This window comes from Stenotrophomonas sp. SMYL89 (assembly GCF_036319985.1).
Lineage (GTDB): Bacteria > Pseudomonadota > Gammaproteobacteria > Xanthomonadales > Xanthomonadaceae > Stenotrophomonas > Stenotrophomonas maltophilia_Q.
The window spans coordinates 22,287-43,222 of record NZ_JAWIRW010000006.1 but is presented as its reverse complement, the minus strand read 5'-3'; the positions used below and the strand labels follow the sequence as shown (position 1 = coordinate 43,222).

16 protein-coding genes are annotated in these 20,936 nt (G+C 69.3%); 9 read left to right on the top strand and 7 right to left on the bottom strand.

Annotation, left to right across the window (positions count from 1 at the left end; all coding sequences use genetic code 11):
• The first annotated feature begins 4 nt into the window (after nt 1-4).
• The 4 genes from V3B41_RS09310 to V3B41_RS09295 are packed head-to-tail and all read left to right on the top strand — an operon-like array spanning nt 5 to nt 5,986.
• Nucleotides 5-901 carry a DUF58 domain-containing protein gene (locus V3B41_RS09310; RefSeq protein WP_197620644.1) on the top strand — a complete coding sequence of 299 codons (897 nt, stop codon included), beginning with the start codon at nt 5-7 and terminating at the stop codon, nt 899-901.
• Nucleotides 898-2,019, top strand: a complete 1,122-nt coding sequence (locus V3B41_RS09305) for a BatA domain-containing protein (protein ID WP_197620646.1) — start codon at nt 898-900, stop codon at nt 2,017-2,019. The genes V3B41_RS09310 and V3B41_RS09305 overlap by 4 nt, the downstream gene beginning before the upstream one ends.
• Entirely contained in the window at nt 2,016-4,181 is a 2,166-nt protein-coding gene (locus V3B41_RS09300; RefSeq protein WP_329860809.1) for a hypothetical protein, read from the top strand. Before V3B41_RS09305 ends, V3B41_RS09300 begins: the two co-directional genes overlap by 4 nt.
• Nucleotides 4,178-5,986 carry a hypothetical protein gene (locus V3B41_RS09295; protein WP_329860807.1) on the top strand — a complete coding sequence of 603 codons (1,809 nt, stop codon included), beginning with the start codon at nt 4,178-4,180 and terminating at the stop codon, nt 5,984-5,986. The genes V3B41_RS09300 and V3B41_RS09295 overlap by 4 nt, the downstream gene beginning before the upstream one ends.
• Nucleotides 5,987-6,093: 107 nt before the next feature.
• Here the strand turns inward: V3B41_RS09295 and V3B41_RS09290 are convergent, their stop codons facing one another.
• Nucleotides 6,094-6,768, bottom strand: coding sequence for a hypothetical protein (locus V3B41_RS09290; RefSeq protein WP_049430867.1), 675 nt, complete (start codon nt 6,766-6,768; stop codon nt 6,094-6,096).
• A 39-nt stretch (nt 6,769-6,807) separates the two neighbouring features.
• Nucleotides 6,808-7,293, bottom strand: coding sequence for a hypothetical protein (locus V3B41_RS09285; RefSeq protein ID WP_049430869.1), 486 nt, complete (start codon nt 7,291-7,293; stop codon nt 6,808-6,810).
• Between the two features lie 188 nt (nt 7,294-7,481).
• Here V3B41_RS09285 and V3B41_RS09280 point away from each other — a divergent pair, with 188 nt between their 5' ends.
• From V3B41_RS09280 to V3B41_RS09265, 4 genes are all read left to right on the top strand, one after another.
• Complete coding sequence (locus tag V3B41_RS09280) at nt 7,482-9,548, top strand: IgaA/UmoB family intracellular growth attenuator (RefSeq protein WP_329860805.1); 2,067 nt, start codon at nt 7,482-7,484, stop codon at nt 9,546-9,548.
• A gap of 145 nt (nt 9,549-9,693) precedes the next feature.
• Nucleotides 9,694-12,183, top strand: a complete 2,490-nt coding sequence (locus tag V3B41_RS09275; protein WP_295548024.1) for a DEAD/DEAH box helicase — start codon at nt 9,694-9,696, stop codon at nt 12,181-12,183.
• The gene (locus V3B41_RS09270; protein ID WP_329860801.1) at nt 12,180-13,202 is read left to right on the top strand and encodes a ribonuclease H-like domain-containing protein; all 1,023 of its coding nucleotides are present in this window, start codon (nt 12,180-12,182) and stop codon (nt 13,200-13,202) included. Before V3B41_RS09275 ends, V3B41_RS09270 begins: the two co-directional genes overlap by 4 nt.
• Nucleotides 13,203-13,268: 66 nt before the next feature.
• Nucleotides 13,269-13,583, top strand: coding sequence for an I78 family peptidase inhibitor (locus V3B41_RS09265; RefSeq protein WP_049430881.1), 315 nt, complete (start codon nt 13,269-13,271; stop codon nt 13,581-13,583).
• A gap of 152 nt (nt 13,584-13,735) precedes the next feature.
• On the opposite strand, the gene V3B41_RS09260 is transcribed toward V3B41_RS09265, so the two are convergent.
• Both V3B41_RS09260 and V3B41_RS09255 read right to left on the bottom strand, forming a co-directional pair.
• Nucleotides 13,736-15,727, bottom strand: coding sequence for a M56 family metallopeptidase (locus V3B41_RS09260; protein WP_049430883.1), 1,992 nt, complete (start codon nt 15,725-15,727; stop codon nt 13,736-13,738).
• Between the two features lie 3 nt (nt 15,728-15,730).
• Nucleotides 15,731-16,117 carry a BlaI/MecI/CopY family transcriptional regulator gene (locus V3B41_RS09255; protein WP_049430885.1) on the bottom strand — a complete coding sequence of 129 codons (387 nt, stop codon included), beginning with the start codon at nt 16,115-16,117 and terminating at the stop codon, nt 15,731-15,733.
• A gap of 191 nt (nt 16,118-16,308) precedes the next feature.
• On the opposite strand from V3B41_RS09255, the gene V3B41_RS09250 reads away from it, so the two are divergent.
• Entirely contained in the window at nt 16,309-17,406 is a 1,098-nt protein-coding gene (locus V3B41_RS09250; RefSeq protein ID WP_049430925.1) for a serine hydrolase domain-containing protein, read from the top strand.
• Here V3B41_RS09250 and V3B41_RS09245 read toward each other — a convergent pair.
• The 3 genes from V3B41_RS09245 to V3B41_RS09235 form a co-directional block, all read right to left on the bottom strand.
• The gene (locus V3B41_RS09245; RefSeq protein WP_329860797.1) at nt 17,365-18,177 is read right to left on the bottom strand and encodes a hypothetical protein; all 813 of its coding nucleotides are present in this window, start codon (nt 18,175-18,177) and stop codon (nt 17,365-17,367) included. The genes V3B41_RS09250 and V3B41_RS09245 overlap by 42 nt on opposite strands.
• 3 nt (nt 18,178-18,180) lie before the next feature.
• The gene (locus V3B41_RS09240; RefSeq protein ID WP_295548564.1) at nt 18,181-19,602 is read right to left on the bottom strand and encodes an XVIPCD domain-containing protein; all 1,422 of its coding nucleotides are present in this window, start codon (nt 19,600-19,602) and stop codon (nt 18,181-18,183) included.
• Between the two features lie 123 nt (nt 19,603-19,725).
• A complete protein-coding gene (locus V3B41_RS09235) occupies nt 19,726-20,832 on the bottom strand; it encodes an SDR family oxidoreductase (RefSeq protein ID WP_197620571.1) in 1,107 nt (368 codons plus the stop codon).
• Nucleotides 20,833-20,936 lie beyond the last annotated feature (104 nt).

The window sequence follows — 20,936 nt, the reverse complement described above, 5'->3', positions numbered from 1 at the left end:
ACGCGTGAACGCAGGTACGCCGTTGACCCTGCCGCCGGAACTGCGTGCGCGCCTGCGTCTGCTGCGGTTGCGGCCGCGCCTGGCCAGCGGGGCAAGCGGCATCGGCCAGCACGCCAGCCGCAGCCGCGGTGCCGGCCTGGAATTCGCCCAGTACCGTGCGTACGAACCGGGTGACGAACTGCGCCAGATCGACTGGAAGCTGTATGCGCGCTCGGACCGCTTCTTCGTGCGCGAGTCCGAACGCGAAAGCCCGATAACGGTCTGGCTGCTGCTTGATGCCACCGCCTCGGCCGGCCAGGCTGATCGCGCGGCACCGCAGCGCACGCGACTGGACCACATGCGTGGCGTGGCCGCATGCCTGGTTGAACTGGCCCTGCAACAGGGTGATCGCTTCGGCCTGCTGGCGATCAATGGCGATGGCCTGCAACTGGTACCCGCGGCGAACGACGCGCGCCAGCGCGACCGTGTGTATCTGCAGTTGCAGGCGCTGCAGGCACGCGGCGGCTGGCCTGCACCTGATCGCCTGCGCCCGCTATGGGAACGGGTGCGTCCAGGCGACCTGCTGCTGGCGATCGGTGATGGCTTCGATGAGGCCGGCATCGTGCTGCTGGAACAACTGGCCAGCGCCCGCCGCGAAGTGGCACTGCTGCAGATCCTGACCGCTGACGAACGCGATTTCCCCTTCGACGCCGGCCACCGCTTCCGCGACCCGGAGACCGGCGAAGAACTGCTGGGCGATGGCGTGGCGATCCGCACCGACTACCTGCAGCGCTTCGCCGATGCACGCAGCGCGCTGCAGGCGCGCCTGCAGGCCAGTGGCATCGCCAGCGCCAGCGGTTGGCTCGACCAGCCACTGGACCAGCCGCTGCAGGCGCTGTTCGGCCGTGGGGGCGGCGCATGAACCTGTTGTTCCCGCTGGGCCTGGCCGCGCTCGCCGCATGGCTGCTGCCGTTGTTGATCCACCTCGCCCGCCGCCATCCGTACACGCCGCTGGATTTCGCCGCGCTGCGCTGGCTGCGCGCGCAGATCCGACCGCGCCAGCGCATCCGCTTCGATGACTGGCCGCTGCTGCTGGTGCGCCTGCTGCTGTTGGCCGCGCTGGCGCTGCTGCTGGCGCGCCCGGCGCTGACGGGCCCTGCGCCGGTCCCCGCTGCGTGGACCGTGGTGGCCCCAGGACTGGATGCCGCCGCACTGCGTGGCACCGTCAACGATGGCAACTGGCATTGGCTGGCAACCGGCTTCCCCTCCATCGACCAGTCACCGCTGGCCTCCAATGCCTCCCTGCCCAGCCTGCTGCGCGAACTGGATGCCCAGCTGCCGGCCGGTACCGCGCTGACCGTGCACATGCCCGATCCGCTGCCCGGCCTGGACGGCGCACGCCTGCAGCTGTCGCGCGATGTGCAGTGGCGCCCGCATGCCGTGGCGGCCACAGCCACACAGGCCGCCACGACGCCGCCACGGCTGCGCGTGCACGCCAACGCGCCCGCCGGGGTGCAGCGCTGGATCGGTGCACTGCAGCGGGCCTGGGGCGTGCAGGCACCCTCGGCACCGTTGACGGCCGATGCCTTGCCCGAACGCGGCGAGATCGGTGTCTGGAGCCGCAGCGACGCACTGCCGCCGCACTGGCAGGCGTGGCTGCGCGACGGCGGCAGCGTACTGAGCGCTGCGAAACCTGCCACCGAGGCCAGTGTGCTGCTGCGCAGCGCCGATGGCGCGCCGCTGCTCTGGCAGCAGCGCGTCGGTCACGGACGCTTGCTGTCACTGCCCGGTGACTGGGACATCACCACCCATGCCGCGTTGCGCGACGCGCAGCTGCCACGCTCGCTGCTTCTGGCACTGCAACCGCCATCGCCCCCACGCGTGGGGGATGCAACAGACCACGCGCCCCGCCAGACCGCTCTGCCGGCCGCAACGCCGCCGCTGCGTGAGCCGACCGCATGGCTGTTGCTGGCCGTCGTGCTGCTGTTCGCCGTTGAACGCTGGATGGCCAGCAGCGCCCGGCGCAGGGTGGCAGCATGAACGCGTTGCAACGTGCCTGGCAGCGCGCGCGACGCCGACGCGCCCTGATCACCCTGCTGCTTGGCCTGCCGTTGGCGCTGGCCGCCACCGCGCTGGCGCTGCGCCTGTCCGGCTTCGATCTGGCCTGCGTGGTCGGGACGCTCGTCGTGCTCGCCTGCGCCGCCGTTGCGACGGCGCGTGCCCGGCAGCTCGACCGTCGGTGGCTGCAGCGGCAACTTGATGCAAGCGGCGCCAGCGAGGACAGCGCGGACCTGCTGTTCGCCGAGACCGCCACGCTCAATCCGCTGCAGCAGCGCCAACGCACGCACGTGCTGGACACGCTGGAGCGCCGCATGCCGGAGCTGCGACCGCGCTGGCCGCGTGCGGCGCTGGCCCTGTGCTTGATTGCGGGCCTGACCATCGCACTGCTGGCATTCGGCTGGCCGCGCTCGAACAGCGGCCCCGCCACCGCTGCACCCACGTCGCACGGCGGCACCCCGCCCGCGGGCCCACTGCACCTGAAGTCCACCCGCCTGCGCATCGACGCACCGGCCTATACCGGACAGGCCACGCTCACCCAGAATGCGCTGGATGCCAAGGTTGCCGCCGACAGCCGCCTGTCGTGGTCGTTGCGCTTCGACCGTGCACCGGACAAGGCGTGGCTGCAGTTCCACGATGGCCGACGCCTGCCGCTGAACGAACAGGACGGCCAATGGCAGGCGCAGGACGTGGCACGCGCGCCGGTGCTGTATCGCGTGGTGAGCGAACCGGCATTGGCCGAGGCCCGCCTGCATCGGCTGGACGTGGTAGCCGACCGTGCACCCTCCGTGCGCGTGCTGGAACCGGCGGCCAGCCTGGTGCTGGCCTCGCCCGGACAGCGCCAATGGTCGCTGCGCTTCGAGGCCGGCGACGACTACGGCGTGGCTGCACAGGCAACGCTGTCGATCACGACCACCCAGGGCAGCGGTGAGAACATCACCTTCGTCCGTCGCAGCGTCAGCCTCACCGGCAGTGGCGCGCCGACCGCACGACGCTTCGCGCATACGCTCGACCTCGCCGCGCTGGGTGCGCAGCCTGGCAACGATGTGATCGCCCAGCTGGAAGTGCGCGACAACCACGCGCCCATACCACAGGCGGGACGTAGCAGCAGTGTGATCCTGCGCCTGCCCAGTGCCGAGGTTGCGCTGGGTGCCGAGCTGGAAGGCCGTATCAGGAAGACACTGCCGGCCTACTTCCGCAGCCAGCGACAGATCATCATCGATGCCGAGGCCTTGATCCGGCAGCGGCGCGGTCTCGCCGCCGATGACTTCATCAAGCGCAGCGATGCGATCGGTGTCGACCAGCGCATCCTGCGCCTGCGCTACGGCCAGTTCCTGGGCGAGGAAAGCGAAGGCGCACCGAAGCCGCCGCCGACCAGCGACCTGCCCACCAGCGATACGCCGACCGCAGATGGCCACGACGACGATCACGAGCACGACCATGGCGCGCAGGCCGATGCGCACGACGACCATGGCCATGACCATGGCGGTACAGCCAACGCAGATACCCCGCCGGTGTTCGGCAGCGCGACCGACGTGCTTTCCGAGTACGGACACACCCACGACCACGCCGAGGCGGCGACCCTGCTCGACCCGCAGACCCGTGCCACGCTGAAGGCCGCGCTGGACCAGATGTGGTCGGCTGAAGGCGAGCTGCGCCAGGGCCGGCCGGAGCAGGCGCTGCCATTCGCCTACAAGGCGCTGGGCTTCATCAAGCAGGTGCAGCAGGCCGAGCGCATCTACCTGGCCCGGGTCGGGCCGGAGCTGCCCCCCATCGATGAAGGCCGCCGGCTGGGTGGTGATCGCGCCGGGCTGTCCAGCCGTGAACTGCCGCTGGCCGCACGCACGCCGCCGGACCCGGCCATTGTCGAAGCCTGGCAGCGTCTCGGCGATGACATCGGCACACCCGATCTCGATGCGCTCGCGACCTGGCAGCAACGCAACGCTACCTACCTGCCCGATGCACTGGACCTGGCTGCCGCCATCGAACAGCTGCGCATCGAGCCCGGCTGCCGCGACTGCCGCCAGCGCCTGCGTGCGCAGCTGTGGCGTGCCCTGCAGCGTCCGTTGCCGCAGGTAATGCGGCGCAGTGCAGCCGATGCGATGGGGCAACGGTATCTCGACGCGCTGGAGGCGCAGCCATGAACGCCTCCGGTTCGAGCCTGTGGATTGCGCTGCTGCTCGCCCTGGTCGTGGTCATCGCCAGCGTGCGCCAGTTGCGTGGAAGCACAACGCACCCAGGCCGCCGCTGGGTCGTCATCGCGCTGCAGATCGCCGCTGCCACGCTGCTGTATTTCTGCCTGGTGCCACCTCCCCATCAGCGACCGGCCGCCGGCCTGGTCGTGCTCGGCGCCGAGGCCGACAAGGTGGGCGCACCGCCGGCCAGCGAAGGTCCGCTGCTGCTGTTGCCGGAAGCGGGCGATGTACCTGATGGGCAGCGTATCCCCGACCTGGCCACCGGGCTGCGCCAACACCCCGCCTCCACGCTCACCCTCGTTGGCGCCGGCCTGGTCGCACGCGATCGCGACGCGACGTTGCCGGGCGACGTGCGCTGGCAGGCAGCACCCGCACCGCGCGGCTGGGTCGCGCTGCAGCCACCGGCCGACGTTGCTCCCGGTGGCCGCTTCGAGGTACAAGCGCAGGCGCGTGGCGCGGCAAAGGCGAAGGCCGAGCTGCTGGACCCGGCCGACACCGTGGTCGATCGCGCGGACGTTGCCAAAGACGGCCGCGTCCAGCTCACTGGCATCGCCCGTGCCGAAGGCCGCAGCGTATTCCGGCTGCGCCTGCTCGACACCGAAGGCCATGTGGTGGATACCGTACCGGTGCCGCAGCAGACCGTGCCGGCAGCGCCCCTGCGCCTGTTGGTGCGTGCCAGCGCGCCCGGCCCGGAACTGAAGTACCTGCGGCGCTGGGCCGCTGACGCGGGCCTGCGCGTGCAGGTGCAGGCCGATACCGGTGCAGGGCTCAGCGTGGGCGATGGCGTGGTTTCGCTCGATGCTGCAACGCTGGCGCACGGCGACCTGCTACTGCTGGACGAACGCGGCCTGGCGGCCCTGAGTGCAGGCCAGCTGGCCGCCGTGCGCCAGGCGCTGCGCGACGGTCTGGGTGTACTGGTACGCAGTGCGGGGGCACCTTCGGCCAGCGCGCGCCAGCGCCTGCACGATCTTGGCCTGCCCGTGCAGGGCGATGGCAGCAGCCACACCCTCGAACTTCCCGGCGACGGTGACACCGCGGTCCTTGCCGCGCGCCGTGGCCCGCTTGCCGCCGGCACACTGCCAACCGGCTACGGCGAAGAGGCCGACCGCAGCTCGCACAGCGCTGCGCTGCCTTCGCTGGAAGCACTGGCATTGCAGGCACCGGGCAGCAACGCACTGCTGCAGGGTCTTGATGGCAAGGCCGTCGGCGGCTGGCGCTCGGCCGGCAAGGGACGCATCGGCCTGCTGCCCATCACCGACAGCTGGCGTTGGGTGCTGGCGGGCCGCGATGACCGCCACGGCGAACTGTGGAGCGGCGTGGTTGCCACGCTGGCACGTGCGCAGGGCAGCGGTGATGCGCTGTGGTCACCACAAGCGATTGCCTGGGCCGGCGAACGGCAGGCGCTGTGTGGCGTACAGGCGCCGCTGCAGGCCTTCAACCCGCGTGGCGACGGCGTACCGCTGATCGTCGATGGTGCGACATCGGCGCTGCGTTGTGCCGGCTGGTGGCCACGTGGCGCAGGTTGGCAGCGCCTGCAGCATGGGGACAGTATCGTCTGGCGCTATGCATTCGACCCGAAGGACGCGCCCGCACTGCATCGGCAGGCGATGATCGATGCGACCACGCAGGCGCTGGCCCGCAGCACGCCCGCGAATGCACAGGCCACGCAGCCGGTGGCTGGCTCGCGCTGGCCATGGTGGCTGGCCTTCGTGCTGTGCGCCTCGCTGCTGTGGTGGCTGGAACGGCGGCGGTGACTTCGGGGTCGGATCCCTTTCGCCCGCGAAAGGGCTCTGACCCCGGCCGATTGGATCGCAAAGAGCATCCATGCATGGCGTGGATCTACTGGTCCCTCATGCGCCCTTCAACGTTTTCCCACGCGCCGATACACGCCATTGAAGCGCACGTTCATGCCACCGCACTCGCTGTTGTCGGCCACGATCAGCACCTCGCCCAGCGAATGCACACGCACCCTGCAGGTGTCTTCGGCGAACTCCACATCGGCGCCGCGTGGCGTCGCACGCGCTTCGACCTGGCCCATGTTGGGGCCATACGGACGCTGTTCCGGCGTGGGGTTTGCAGAGGGCCAGTAGGCGTCGCCTTCCACATGCAGCTGTGCACCCTGCACCGAGATGTGCAGGCCGTTGTCGCCATCCTTCCAGTTGCCCGCCCAGTCCCGCAGCGACGGCACCACCGCAGGCAATGGCTGCAGCTTGCTGCGGTCCACCCAGCCCGCACTGCCGCCCACCTTGTTCGGGAAGAACGCACAGCGATAACCGCCCAGGTCGCGCCCGGTCACCACCGTATCGCCGTTGACCACATAGCTGCGCTGGCGGCAGGCCGGCTCGCCCTTGCCCGGGCAGCCGTCCATGTCGCCGAGCAGGTACAGGCGCGGTGCGTCGACCACCCGCGCCAGTGCAAACCGGCTCTGTTCGGACGGGAACGCGCCGTTGCGGCAGGCGCCGTCATCGGCGATATCGGAAGCAAAGGCAGAGGCGGGCAGCAACGCGGCCAGCAGGCAGAACGAACGCAGGGACATGGCATGGCACCGATGGGGATGCCGGCAGGATATACCGGCCTACTTCACCGGCGATGGGTCACCGGCACCCTGCTCCTCGGAGAACCGCAGCGCACGCTGCTGCTGTTCGGCACTGAGTTCCGGCGGTGGCCGCGCCACCGCAGCCTGGATCTGCGCCGGTCCACCGGTAAGCTTGTTCACGCCCTTTGCAGCTGCCATCACGCCCTTGACCACGCCCATCATGATGTAGCCGCCGCCCATGCTGACCTGTTCCGGCGACGGTGGTTCACTCCAGTCGCGGCTGAAGCGGTTGTCGCCGAACTTCACGGGATTCTTGAAGCGGTACAGGTCCAGCGGCTCGTCTTCCGGCTTGAGTGCGCGCACTTCGCCAAGGGTGGTGACGTTGTCCTGCGGCAGGGTGGTGGAAACCGGCGCGGTAGCTACCGTGGGCGCGTCTGCAGAAGGAGCAGGCGCAGCCTCGGGCACCGCCTGCTGCGCCTGCGCCAGGCCCGCCAGCATCAGGTTGGCCAGCACTGCTCCCTGCATTCCACGTCGTGCCACGGCCCTTGCCCCGTCTGTTGCGTCCAGGCTGTGAGGATACGCATCGCTGCTTCAGATTTCGTTGTGGCCGCGCGCAGGCGTTCAGCGGGCGATGGCCCAATCCGCAACGAGTTGCATTGGTTTTCGATGCCGAACCCTTGAACCTGTCAGGTTCGACCTGCCGGAGCACACTCATGCCCCTTTCATTGCTGGTGATTGGCTGCGTGCTGCTGCTCGCCCTCGCCCTGTCCGCCACCGAATTCCATCAGCGACAGCTCGATCATCGCGCCCTGCGAAGGCTTCGAGGCTCGCAAGCGGCGCGCCAGCTGGACAGCGCCGAATACGACGCTCTCGAGCCCTTCAGATTGACCGGCCAGCTCGGCCCGTCCAACAGCGTGTACCGCATCGAAGGCGAGCACAGCCTGCGCGAGGTCGACGCACACACGAAGATCGAGCGACTGGGCAGCGTGCCGGTGCTGCTGCCGTATGGCATGCGGCGCCATCTGTCCGCGCGGAACCGTGCGGATGTCGTGCTGGGTCGCTCATTCGCCCTGGTCGTCTGGCTGAACGGCCATACGATCACCGGCGAGCGTGAACGTGAAACGCAGGCGCAGACTGACCGATGTGTCTGGCTCGAGAGGGGTACCCGGCAGCCCACGCCCGGGCCCTGCACGGTGGACACTGCGCAGGGAAGCCCACGCACCCGGCGCGAGGAGACGGAGGCAGAACGTTCCCTCCGCCAACCCCGCTGGCTGGGCATATCAAGCGCAGTGTGCATCGTGCTTGCATCCACCCTGTTCTGGGTGGGTGGTCAGATGCGTTGGGGATCGTCCTGGGGGCTGCTGGCCGGTGGCGCGGCCATGGCCGGGGTCGCAGTGGCGCTGCGGCGGCAGGGAACGCGCCCGCTGCCGCCGCCGGCGCAGGTGGTAAGGATCGAGGGTGTCCTGTCCGGCCCGGTACTGCAGGGCAATGGTCAGATCGATGGTGACGTGCCACGGGTCTTCGTCGATACCGTCGAAGTGCACGTCCCTCGCCACTGGTGCGAACCCGGCGTGCTGCCCTTTGGTCGCACCGTCACCGCCGACGTGCGCGAGGAGGATCGTGCACTGCTGGCGGTGTCACCCGGCCCGTCCCGGGTCAAGGAGGCGCTGCGTCACCCTCCTCTTCCCTGGGCCAGGCACCTGCTGTGGCTGACTGTGGCGGTCATCGTCACGCTGTGGTCCCTGGGCAACGGCGAAGGCGTCATTGAAGACCTGCGTGCCTCGGCGGATGCACTGCGGCCGTCACGCGTCCGGACCGATGCAGTGCCCTCTGATCTGCTATCCGATCCCCCCAGGCGCGGTGACAAGGTGCAGCTGACCGGCCTGGCCACCTGTGGCGTGCGCCGGTCCTGGGCAGGAGACAGAGAGGCACCTGCGATCCTCGACTGCGGGCAACGGGTCTGGACAACATCCCCCGTTGCGCCACCGCCGGCCGCGCTGCCGCCCGCCATCGCGGCCCTTGGCGATGAGTCCCTGTTGAAGGTTCGTGTATCACTGCACGCACCTGACGCCCTGTTTCTGAGCGCACGGCAGGATGCCAGGCATGCCGTGCTGGGGAGCCGTCAGCTGGTGGATGGACTGGAGCTGGCATGCCAGGCGGGCCTGCCGGACTGTGGATACTTCCGCGAGCGCGTGATGGAACTGCTGGCGACGCCGGTTGCACGGCGCAGCGCAGCACTTCCTGACGAGGCGGTCCCGCCGGGAGATGGCTGGAGGGGGTTTGCAGCGTCCATGCAACGAATCGACGCTTCAGGCGACGCGGCCCTGCACCTGACCACGCCCGACATGGCTGCCCTGCACGCACTGCAGCGCGCCGTCAGCCGCAGTATTGCCAGGCAGCAGCTGGCTGAACTCACCCATGCCTATCGCGATGCCCCGCCCGGGGTGATCCTGCGGGAGCACCGGCCCCGCCCGACCCTTGCTGGGGCTGCCGCCAGCGATCCCTGGCAGGCGCTGGGCCTGACAAGCGACCGGCTGGTACACCCGCAGCCTTTCGACATGGCAGGCTGGGTCGTCAACGCTTCGCAGCAAGGCCACGCATTGCATGTGGACATCGACACAGCCTCGGGATCATCCCCACTTGCCAGCGCCTTGGTACGCAGCACGTGGCGGCTGCTGGCGGTGCTGTTGCTGCTCGTCCAGTTGCGCATCCTGATGCGATGTGGGCTCCGGGCAGAGCAGCAGCGTCGCGCATTGGCCAGCCACATGCGCGACGACTGACACATCGCGATAGCCAGCAGAAGGATCAACCACTCCTCGGGTCCCGCTCTGAATGGTTCACTGCATCCCACGCCGGTGTCTCACATCCTGAGACGTGGATGTGGTGCCATGTGACCCCTCGCAATCCGTACTGGCTCCATCTTCCATGGCCTACGAACTCGCCAAGCGCACCGCCGACGCCGAGCAGAAGCTCGCCACCCGCGACGGCCTGCCCGCCCGCGATGGCGCCCTGCTCAGTGCGCGGCTGCAGCGCCGCTACCAGGACCGCATCACCGGCAGCTTTGCCATTCCGGGCCGCGAAGGCCGCTACGCGCCCCTTCCCGATTCAGTGCCGCCGGCCCTGGCCGCCGCGCTGAAGGCCCGTGGCATCGAGCAGCTCTACAGCCACCAGGCTGAAGCGTGGGAGGCCAGCCAGCGCGGCGAACACGTGGCCATCGTCACCCCCACCGCCAGCGGCAAGTCGCTGTGCTACACCCTGCCAGTGGTCAGCGCGGCCATGCAGGACAAGGCCAAGGCGCTGTACCTGTTCCCGACCAAGGCGCTGGCCCAGGACCAGGTGGCCGAACTGCTGGAACTCAACCGCGCCGGCGACCTGGGGGTGAAGGCCTTCACCTTCGATGGCGACACCCCTGGCGATGCGCGGCAGGCGATCCGCCTGCATGGCGACATCGTGGTGTCCAACCCGGACATGCTGCACCAGGCGATCCTGCCGCATCACACCAAGTGGGCGCAGTTCTTCGAGAACCTGCGCTACATCGTCATCGACGAAGTGCATACCTACCGCGGCGTGTTCGGCAGCCATGTCACCAACGTGCTGCGCCGGCTCAAGCGCATCTGTGCGTTCTACGGCGTGCAACCGCAGTTCATCCTGTGCTCGGCCACCATCGGCAACCCGCAGGCGCATGCCGAGGCGCTGATCGAGGCCCCGGCGACTGCCATTACTGAATCCGGTGCGCCCAGCGGGCCGAAACAGGTGCTGTTGTGGAATCCGCCGGTGATCAACCCCGACCTCGGCCTGCGCGCCTCGGCGCGCTCGCAGAGCAACCGGATCGCGCGCATCGCGATCAAGTCCGGGCTGAAGACGCTGGTGTTCGCACAGACCCGGTTGATGGTGGAAGTGCTGACCAAGTACCTGAAGGACATCTTCGACCACGACCCGCGCAAGCCGCCACGCATCCGTGCCTACCGCGGCGGCTACCTGCCCACCGAGCGCCGTGAGACCGAACGGGCGATGCGCGCCGGCAACATCGACGGCATCGTCAGCACCTCGGCGCTGGAACTGGGCGTGGATATCGGCAGTCTGGACGTGGTCATCCTCAATGGCTACCCCGGCAGCGTGGCCGCCACCTGGCAGCGCTTCGGCCGCGCCGGCCGCCGCCAGCAGCCCGCGCTGGGCGTGATGGTGGCCAGCTCGCAGCCGCTGGACCAGTACGTGGTGCGGCATCCGGATTTCTTTGCCGAGGCCTCGCCCGAACATGCGCGCATCGCGCCGGACCAGCCGTTGATCCTGTTCGACCACATCCGCTGCGCGGCCTTTGAATTGCCGTTCCGGGTCGGCGATGGCTTCGGCCCGATCGATCCGGAAGTGTTCCTGGAAGCGCTGGCCGAAACCGAAGTCATCCATCGCGAAGGCGAGCGCTGGGAATGGATCGCCGACAGCTATCCGGCCAATGCGGTCAGCCTGCGTGCCGTGGCCGACGGCAACTTCGTGGTGGTCGACCGCAGCGATGGCCGCCAGCAGATCATCGCCGAAGTGGATTACTCCGCCGCGGCGCTCACCCTGTACGAAGGCGCCATCCACATGGTGCAGTCCACCCCGTACCAGGTGGAAACGCTGGACTGGGACGGGCGCAAGGCCTACGTCACCCGCACGCATGTGGACTACTACACCGACAGCATCGACTTCACCAAGCTCAAGGTGCTGGACCGCTTCGATGGAGGCGTGGCCGGCCGTGGCGATTCGCACCACGGCGAAGTGCACGTAGTGCGCCGCGTGGCCGGCTACAAGAAGATCCGCTACTACACGCACGAGAACATCGGCTACGGCCCGGTGAACCTGCCCGACCAGGAACTGCATACCACTGCGGTGTGGTGGCAGCTGCCACAGGCGCTGCTGCTGCGCGCCTTCGCCAGCAAGCAGGATGCGCTGGATGGATTCCTCGGCGCGGCCTATGCGCTGCACATCGTCGCCACCGTGGCGGTGATGGCCGATGCGCGCGACCTGCAGAAGTCGGTGGGCAACGGCGATGGTTCCTGGTTCGCAATCGCCGACCAGAGCGGCCGTGGCCAGCTGCGCGGCAGCGAGGGTGATCCTGGCGTTGTCGAGCTGTTGCAGGAGTTCGTGCCCACCGTGTACCTGTACGACAACTTCCCTGGTGGCGTCGGCCTCAGCGAGCCGTTGTGGCAGCGCCAGGCCGAGCTGGTGCAGCGCGCGCGCGAACTGGTGCAGCGCTGCGACTGCAAGGCCGGCTGCCCAGCCTGCGTCGGCCCGGTGCTGGCGGCGCAGGAAGAAGATGAAACCTCGCCGCGTGCGCTGGCGTTGCGCGTGCTCGACCTGTTCGACGCAGAAGCCTGCCAGCACGTGCCCGACGTGGTGGTGACCTCCCGCGATCCGATGGAGCTGCTGGCCCCGTGAGCCTGAGGCTGGACAAGCTGCGCCTGCTGCGCAGGCAGGCCGGCGACCCGAAGGCGAGTACACTGGCCGCGCCGGACGTGCCCCCTGCGCCACCGGCATCCGTGGCCGCCAACGATGCGCGGCAACCACCGGCCGAGCGTTCGGTGTTCGCCTGGGTCGAACAGGAGATCCGCCACAAGCCGACCGGCGCTGCGGCCTCCACACCGGCACCCGCACCGCTGCGTCGGCCGGAGGTGGGCAGCCTGCATCGCCTGCTTGGCCTGCGCACACGCGGCGGCCCTGCACCGGTGCATGCCAGTGCACAGGATCGGCAACTACCCGGCGAAGAAATCGCACCGGGTCTGTTCCTGATCGAATCGCTGCAGCCGCAGACGATTCCGGCGCAGCCCCTGTCGCTGGATTTCGCCCGTCGCGAAGGCCAGCACGTGGCCGCGCGCGACCTGCTGTTCTTCGATACCGAAACCACCGGCCTGGCCGGCGGCACCGGCACCCGCGCCTTCATGATCGGGGCCGCCGACTGGCATGTGTGCCCTCAACGCGGCGAAGGCCTGCGCATCCGCCAGCTGCTGATGTCCACCATGGCTGCGGAAGACGCGATGCTGGCCACCTTCGCCAGCTGGCTGCAGCCGACCACCGTGTTCTGCAGCTACAACGGCCGCAGCTACGATGCGCCACTGCTGAAGGCCCGCTACCGGCTGGCCCGGCAACGCGACCCGATCAGCGCGCTGGACCATGTCGACCTGCTCTACCCCACCCGCCGCCGTTATCGTGGCAGCTGGGAGAACTGCAAGCTGTCCACCATCGAACGCCAGCTGCTGCGCGTGGTGCGCGAGGACGATCTGCCCGGTTCTGAGGCGCCGGGCGCATGGCTGCGCTTCCTGCGTGGTGGCGATGCGGTGAACCTGCGCCGGGTGGCCGACCACAACCACCAGGACGTGGTGACGCTGGCCCTGCTGCTGCAACGGTTGGTGCACGAGGAACAGCGCGAGCGCGAGACGCTGGCGCTGGTCGGGCAGTAGGCGTTGACGCGGCCTGACGGTGGCAGCGGCGACACTGCCGCCACCATCCACGCTTGGAGCCCGACGATGCGCCTCAGTCCCCTCGCCCTGCTCGCCATCCTGCCTCTGGCCGCCTGCAGCCATGCGGGCAGCAGTACCGCGCATGAGACCACGCCGCCATCGGCGGCCGACGGTCCGCATGAGTGCCAGCCCGACAAGCTTGAAGCCTTCACTGGCAAGACCGCCGACGAGGCCACCGTGAAGCAGCTGGTCAGCGCCAGCGGCGCGCGCAATGCACGGGTGGTCAAGCCTGGCATGGCGGTGACCATGGACTTCCGCCAGGACCGCGTGACCGTGCAGGTGGATGCGCAGAACCGCATCGAACGCGCCAGCTGCGGTTGATCGCCTCAGGGTAGTGGCGGGGGGGGGGGGGGGCCCCCCCCGTGCGGCGCCGCGGCGGGCCCGCCCCCCGCCGGGGCGGCGCTCCGCCCGCGGGGGCGCGGCCGCGGGGCCCCCCCCCCCCCCCGCGCCCCCCCCCGCCCCCCCACTACCGCTCAGAGTCGCTCGGCCTTGCCGCTGGCCAGTGCGCGCGCGATCACCTGCTGTGCCTGCTGCGATGCCTGCGCATGCACGCGCGCCTGACGCTCGCCCAACGCGGCCTGTTGGCTGCCCAGTGCCGCCTGTCGGTTGGCCAGTTCAGACTGCTGTCTGGCCAGGCGCTGCATGTCACGGGTACGGCCGGACTGCGCGGCCTCGCTGCGGGCTTCCTGCATCGCACGACGTGCCTCGGCGGCGGCCTCGCGCGCAGCCTCTCGCGCAACGGCGATATCGCTGGTCGCACCGCGCGCCGCCTTCGCCGCTTCCGCCGCCGCCTCGCGGTTGATGTCATGCGCGGCCATCGCGTTGCGCGCGGCCTCGGCAGCGGCCAGTGCGATGCGGCGTGCCTCCTCGCTCTGCAGACGCCCCATCTCGCCCATCTGCTTGCCGAGTTCGCCCTGCTCGCGACCCAGCGCACTCTGCTGGCGGCCCAGTTCGCTCTGCTGGCGGCCCAGATCGACCGCGCCGCTGTAGGCACGCTGCAGGGTCTGGATCATCATCGGATCACGCACCACGTAGCGCTTGTCGCCCTGGCGGAACCACAGCGCCGGGCCCTTGCCGAGCTGTTTGCGTGCCAGCGTCACATCGTCGATGCCGCCGTTGGCGAAGGTCGAATCACCATCCACCAGCACGAATGCCTGCGACGGGGACTGGCCCAGATCCAGACGGCCGTAGGTGGTGATGGAGGAACTGCGCGAGGTGCTGCGGCCGCCGTCGATGCCCGGGTCGACGTCGACATCCACGTCAACCGCCACATCCGCATCGTCCGGGCCGGACAGCTCCTCAACGTCGGCGGGCTCGGCGGGCGGCGCAGGGGCCACCGGCACCGCCGGCGCGCGCGCCGACATCGGCGGTGCAGGCGGAACCTTCGGCGCCGGCGGCGGGGGAACCACGGCCTTCGGTGCGGCCGGCGGCGCAGGCGGTGCCGGCGGCACCGGGGCTGCAACCAGGCGCATCGGCGCCACGCCCACCACCACCACGGCAGCGGTCAACGCCATCGCCAGCAGGCGCGGGCAGGACCGGTGCGACTGCAGCGAGAGCAGGCGACGCTTGAGGCTGGTGGTGCTCGGTGCGGCGCTGGCCACGCCCAGGTGCGGCTGTGGGGCCACGCCCAGCTGCAGCAACAGGCGGCCATAGGCCTGGCGGCTGGCGCCGTGCTGGCCGACCACGGCCGCATCCACTGCTTCCTCGCGGGCCTGGGCGTATTCGCGCACCGACAGGCGCAGCAGCGGGTGGAAGAAGAACAGGTGCTGGGCCAATGCGGGCAGCAGCCCCCACTGCAGGTCACGACGCTGCAGGTGCTGTAGTTCGTGGGTCAGCGCCAGGTCCAGCGCGTCGCCTTGCAGCGCATTGTCACCTGCGGGCAGCAGCAGCACCGGGCGGAACGGCCCGACCAGCTGCGGCGAGTCCACCTGAGTGCTCATCCACAGCCGCGGTGCAGGGCGCACACCGTGCGCATCGGAGGCCAGCTGCAGGGCCTGCACCAGCGCCTGGTCCTCGCAGGGATAGGCCGCAGCCAGCAGTGCGCGGCAGCGGCGCCACTCACCGAAGGTGCGCAACGCCATCAGCAGCACGCCGGACAGCCACAGCGCGGCCAGTGCGATCGCCCACCAGGCCACCGCCGGCACGTCCGCCGCAGGCATCGGCATCGCCGCCAGCACCTGCGCCGAGGCCTGCGGGGCCAGCGGGTGCAGTGTCTCGGTGACCACTTCGGTTGCAGTCATCGCCACGGCCTGGGGGGCCGGCAGCCAGGCCAGCTGCAACGGCTGGCTCCAGAACAGGCCGAGCACGGCCTGCAGCGAGACCAGCCACCACAGGCGGCAGCGGGTGGCCGCCGACAGCGACGGCAGCGCGCGGCACAGGCCATACACCAGGGCCACCAGCAGCACGGTCTGCAGGCTGGTCCAGCCCAGCCGTTCCAACATCGGGATCAGCATCGTGGTGTCCATGGCTCAGCCCTCGTGGCGACGCGATTGGAGTTGGGCGACCAGCGCTTCCAGCTCGGCCAGCTCGTTGTCGCTGACCTGCTGGCGCTGCGACAGGTAGGCCACGAACGGCGACACCGACCCCTGCAGGGTGTTGTCGACGAACTGGGCCACGGCACCCTGCAGCACGCTCTGCGGGCCACGGGTGGCCTGGTAGCGGTAGACCCCGTCCTGCTGCTGGCGCTGAAGGTACCCCTTCGCCCGCAGCCGCTCCATCATCGTCAGCACGGTGGAACGGGCCAGGCCACGGGCCTCCCCGTAGCCACTGGCGACCTCGCCGACGCTGGCCGGCGCATGTTCATCGATGTACTGCAGCAGGGCCAGCTCCTGGTCCCCGATGGTCTTGCCACGCATGACACCACTCCCTTGACTACATGTGTCGTCACTGTCAGCTTGGCGACAGCTGTAGTCAACCCCCCGGAAGTCATGGGCCGACGAACGGTAGGCACCACCGAGCGCTTAAACCTTGGATCCGCCCGCTGCATCCCATCCGCAACGCCCCGCTGGAATTCCGCATGTCCCACCCAATGCTCCGAGTCCTGCTCATGCTCATCAGTGCACTGCCCTTCGCCGCCGTCTCTGCCAGCCAGGACCAGGCCAACGACCAGACCCGCCGCCTGATCCGCCAGATCATGCTGGAGCGGCGCATCCCAGGATTGCAGATCGCGGTGGTCAAGGACGGGCAGACCGTGTTGTCCGAGGCCTACGGGCTGGCCAACGTGGAGAACGGTGTGCTTGCCTCGCGCGACACCCGTTTCCCACTCAATTCGGCCACCAAGGCGTTCACCGGCGTGGCCGCCGCGCAGCTGGCCCAGCAGGGGCAGCTGGATCTGGACGCGCCGGCCTCGCGCTACCTGGATGATCTTCCGCCAGCGTGGAGAGACGTGCGCGTACACCAGTTGCTGGCGCATACCTCCGGCCTTCCGGACATCCTTGATGCGAATGGACTGCTGGGCGGTGGCTCAGAAGCGCAGGCGTGGGCGGCCGTCACTGCGCAGCCGGTCGAAGCCGAACCCGGGCAGCGCTTCGCCTACAACCAGACCAACTACGTACTGCTGGCACGAATCATCGCGAAGCAATCCGGCATGCCCTACGAACGTTTCCTCGCCACCCGCCAGTTCAGCAGCGCGCGCATGGCCCGCACCACCTTCGGCGACAGCTACGACCTGATTCCGGATGCGGCGACGATGTACAGCCTGGCCCCGCGAGCCACCGACGCTGCCGATGCACCGTCCCGCCTGTCGCACTGGTTCTACGACATACCGCCTTCGCTGTGGGCCGGTGGCGGCATCCTCACCACCGCCGACGACACCGCGCGCTGGCTGGTCGCGCTGACCGAAGGCCGTCTGCTGCCGGAGACGGCCCTGCGTCGGATGTGGAGCGCAGAGCGCCTGGCGGATGGCCGTGCCGGCCCGTGGGCGGGGGGCTGGCCGGTACTGCGCGCATCGCCCGACCTTCAGGTGGCCGGTATCGGCGGTGCGCGCTCGGCGTTCGTGGTCTATCCCGAGCGCCGCGTGGCGGTGGTGGTGCTGACCAATCTTGTCGGTGCCAATCCGCAGCAGTTCATTCCGCGCATTGCCGATTTCTATGCGCGCGATGCCTCAACGCCCAGTCACGAACGGGTCGCCCTTGCACGGCAATAACGGGCTGTCATCGCAGGGCCATAGCCCGGCCGGCACGGTCCTGGCCACTTCGAAGTGATCCTGGTTCCAGCGCAGGAAACCGCCGTGGATGGCATTGCCATGGTCGAAGCTGCGCGCGTCGGGGGCCAATGGCTGCTCGGGGTCGGCTTCGGCCACCCAGCGCAGCACCGGCACCTTGTCCAGCGGCCCGATGAAGGCGAACAGGTCGCCCGCGCCCTTGTCCTGGTATGCCGTCATCGTCGCCGCATCAGGCAGCCCTGCCTGCGCCAGCAGCGATGCGGTGACGTCCTGCAGCGGTGCCGCCCCCTGTGCAATGTAGGCGCGCATGCCGGTGGTGCTGGCTGGGCAGTCCCGCAGCTGCACCAGATAGCCTGTGGTGCCGCCACTACTGGAGAACGACCGTATCCAGTAACGGAAACGCGGCCCGCTGCGATCGGTGACCATGAAATCCTGCCGGCCCCCCTGCGCGGGAATGGAAAGCACCTGCACATTGCTGGCACCTTCCACGTTGCACTTCAAATGCATCAGCACCTGCCTGGCAGGTTCGGGCAGCGCAGCGTAGCGACCGCCGGGATGGGCGCTGCCGGAGGCTTCCGGCAGTGCGGGCAGTCCACGATCAGTGGGCAGGGTCTGCGCAGGCAAGGCCTCCGGGTTCGCCGCCGGGCTGGCGGTGGGCGCTGCCGGCGCGACACGCTCTCCAGCGGGCGCGCAGGCGCTGCAGGCCAGCAACAACATCAACGAAACGCTCGGCATCAGGTGTGATCGGATCATCGCTCAACGCCCTCCCATCGCCGGTACTTCCTGCTGCTGTGCAGGCGCCGGCGCCGGTACCGGTGCACCCTGTTCGCGCGCTTGCTGCTGCAGCTGGCGCAGGCTGGTTTCCACCGTAGTCTCGCGCACCTCGGCCGCGTTGACGCCTGCGCGCACTGCCGCGGGGTCGCCCGGACTGCCCTGCACCAGGAACAGTGTCTCGCCCGCAGCGCGGCCACCACTGGGATTGCTGGCCACGATCTGGTCGACCCGGGTCATGCCTGCGGCCTTCGCTTCGCGCAGCATCACCAGACTGTAGTCATCGGCATGCTCGGCGTAGCGTCCGCCCAGGGCCTGCAGGTGCGTGCTGATCTGCTGCTGCAGGGCATGGTCGCGATGCTGCGGCTGACGGGGATCGTCATTGGCCGCGAGCGGCGCGTCCTGTCCCAGCTCGCGCGCCTGGCCGGGTGCAACCGAGGTCAGCACGTACTGCCAACGGTTCTGCCCAGGCGTGCCGCGCACCGTCGACACGAAGTCGTCGTACTCGCCGCCGCCGATGGTCTGGCAGCCCGCCGAATCGGTATTGGACCGGCTGCCACGATGGATCTTGAAGGTGTCGTTGAGGTCCTGCACGCCCTGGGTATCGCGCGCATCGAACCAGCCGTCGCCATTGCTGTCGCGCTCCACACGGCCGGCGCCTGCGGTGATCGCGTCCTGCGAAGGGCGCAGTGCAAATTCATCGGGATGGCCATTTCGCGGATGGGTTGTTGCGCGCATCTCGGTGGTGCCTTCGCCCAACCGTCCAAGATCCTTGACCCGGTCGCCGTTGACGTCCTCGCCCTCGGTCTTGGTGCGCGGCGCCACGTTGCCGAAGCCGGGGCTGCGTGGCGTGGTCTTGGCGTGACCATCGTACTGGGCCGTCGGCTCCGTCGTGGCCTGGTTGAACTCGCGCACATGGCCGTGGCCCTGCGCATCCTTCCACAGCACCACGATGCGGTCGTCGTAGACACCACGCCCGCGCGCCTCGGTGGTGCGGTTCTCATCACGCAACCCCAGCACCACGCGATCCCGGGTGGCCATCGCATCGTTTGCCGCGGCGCTGCCGCGCTGGGCCACGATGCTGCCGTACACGTCGTACTGCTGGGCCTGGCTCAGGCCTGCGGTCTCTGCTGCATCGGGCATGCGCGGAGGGCGCGTCGCCTCAGCCAGGCGATCCAGCATCGGGTTGACCGTGGCCGCATCCGCGGCGGATACGCCACCGCTGCGTTGCAGGGCCTCAAGCTCGGTGGCACCCCGCGCCGCGATGTAGCGATCCAGCGATTCCTGCACCACTGCACTCTGGCCGTTGTGCAGGGCCTCCAGGCGCGCGGCCGCGCCACGGGCGTCGTTCTGCCGCAGCAGGGCGACGACTTCATCGGCCGCTGCGTTGATATCCATCTCCGCCATGATCTTTCCTTGAACGTGATCGGTATGGGAGTCCAGCCTACCCCGCCGCACCGGCGCAGCCTTTGACGCACGCCACACACCTGCGCGAGGCCCCATTCAGCAGACTCCACGCAGTAGGGCCGTTCAGCCTCGCGGCCCGCCCATCACCGGCAGGATCACGCCACTGATGTAGCTGCCACAGACCGGCGAGGCCAGGAATACGTAGGCCGGAGAAAGTTCTTCGGGCTGTGCGGGCCGGCCGATGTCGCTGTCCTTGCCGAACTCCGCCACGTCCTCCGCCGGCTTGTCGGCCGGGTTCAGCGGCGTCCACACCGGCCCCGGCGCCACGCAGTTGACCCGGATGCCACGTGGCAGCAGCTGGCTGGCCAGCGACTTGGTGAACGCGTGGATCGCGCCCTTGGTGGCCGAGTAGTCGATCAGCGCCTTGCTGCCGAAAATGCCGGTTTCCGAACCGGTGTTGATGATGCTGGCGCCCTCGCCCAGGTGCGGCAGCACCGCACGCGCCATCTGGATGTACCCACCGATGTTGGTCTGCAGGGTCTCCTGCAAGTGCGCGTCTTCGAGGTCTTCCAGCCGCTCGCAGTGCAGCTGGAACGCGGCGTTGTTGACCAGGATGTCAATGCCGCCGAAGGCCTTGGCGACCTGCTTCACCGCCTTGTTGCAGAAGCGCGGATCGCGCACGTCACCGGCAATCACCACGCAGCGACCGCCTTCACGCTCCACGTGCTGGCGGGTGATGTCCGCGTCCTCCGCCTCGTCCAGATGTAGCACTGCAACGTCCGCACCCTCGCGTGCGAACAGCACCGCGACCGCGCGGCCGATACCGGAATCGCCGCCGGTGATGATCGCGCGCATGCCCTGCAGTTTGCCGCTGCCCGCGTAGTCCGGCGCGAGGAAGCGTGGCGCCAGCTCAAGTTCGTGTTCATGCCCGGGCTTGGGCAGCTGCTGGGCGGGCATGACCTCAGGTTGCCTGCGGGTACCGGCCTGGGTCGCGCGCTTCTTCGTGGCCTTCTTTGCCGCCCGCGCGTCCTTGGCCTTTTCCTGGTCCTGCAGGCGCCGCTGCCGCGACGCGACGCGCGCCGCCCGCGGATCGCTGGCGGCGGCCTTGCGGGTTGCGGTTTTCACCACGCGTGGGCGGTCCGGGTCGGCGGCGGTCGTGGTAGCGGTGCTGCCTTTGCGCACCTTCGGCGATGCCTTGCGGCGGGTGGGAAGCTTCTTGCTCGTGGCCATGCAGATCTCCTCGGGAGGGAAAGGGGCTGCCGGCAAGCGGCCGGCACTACCGGGGGCGGCATCCGCCGCAACTGCAGTGTCCCTGACCGCGCTGTCGGCGGCAG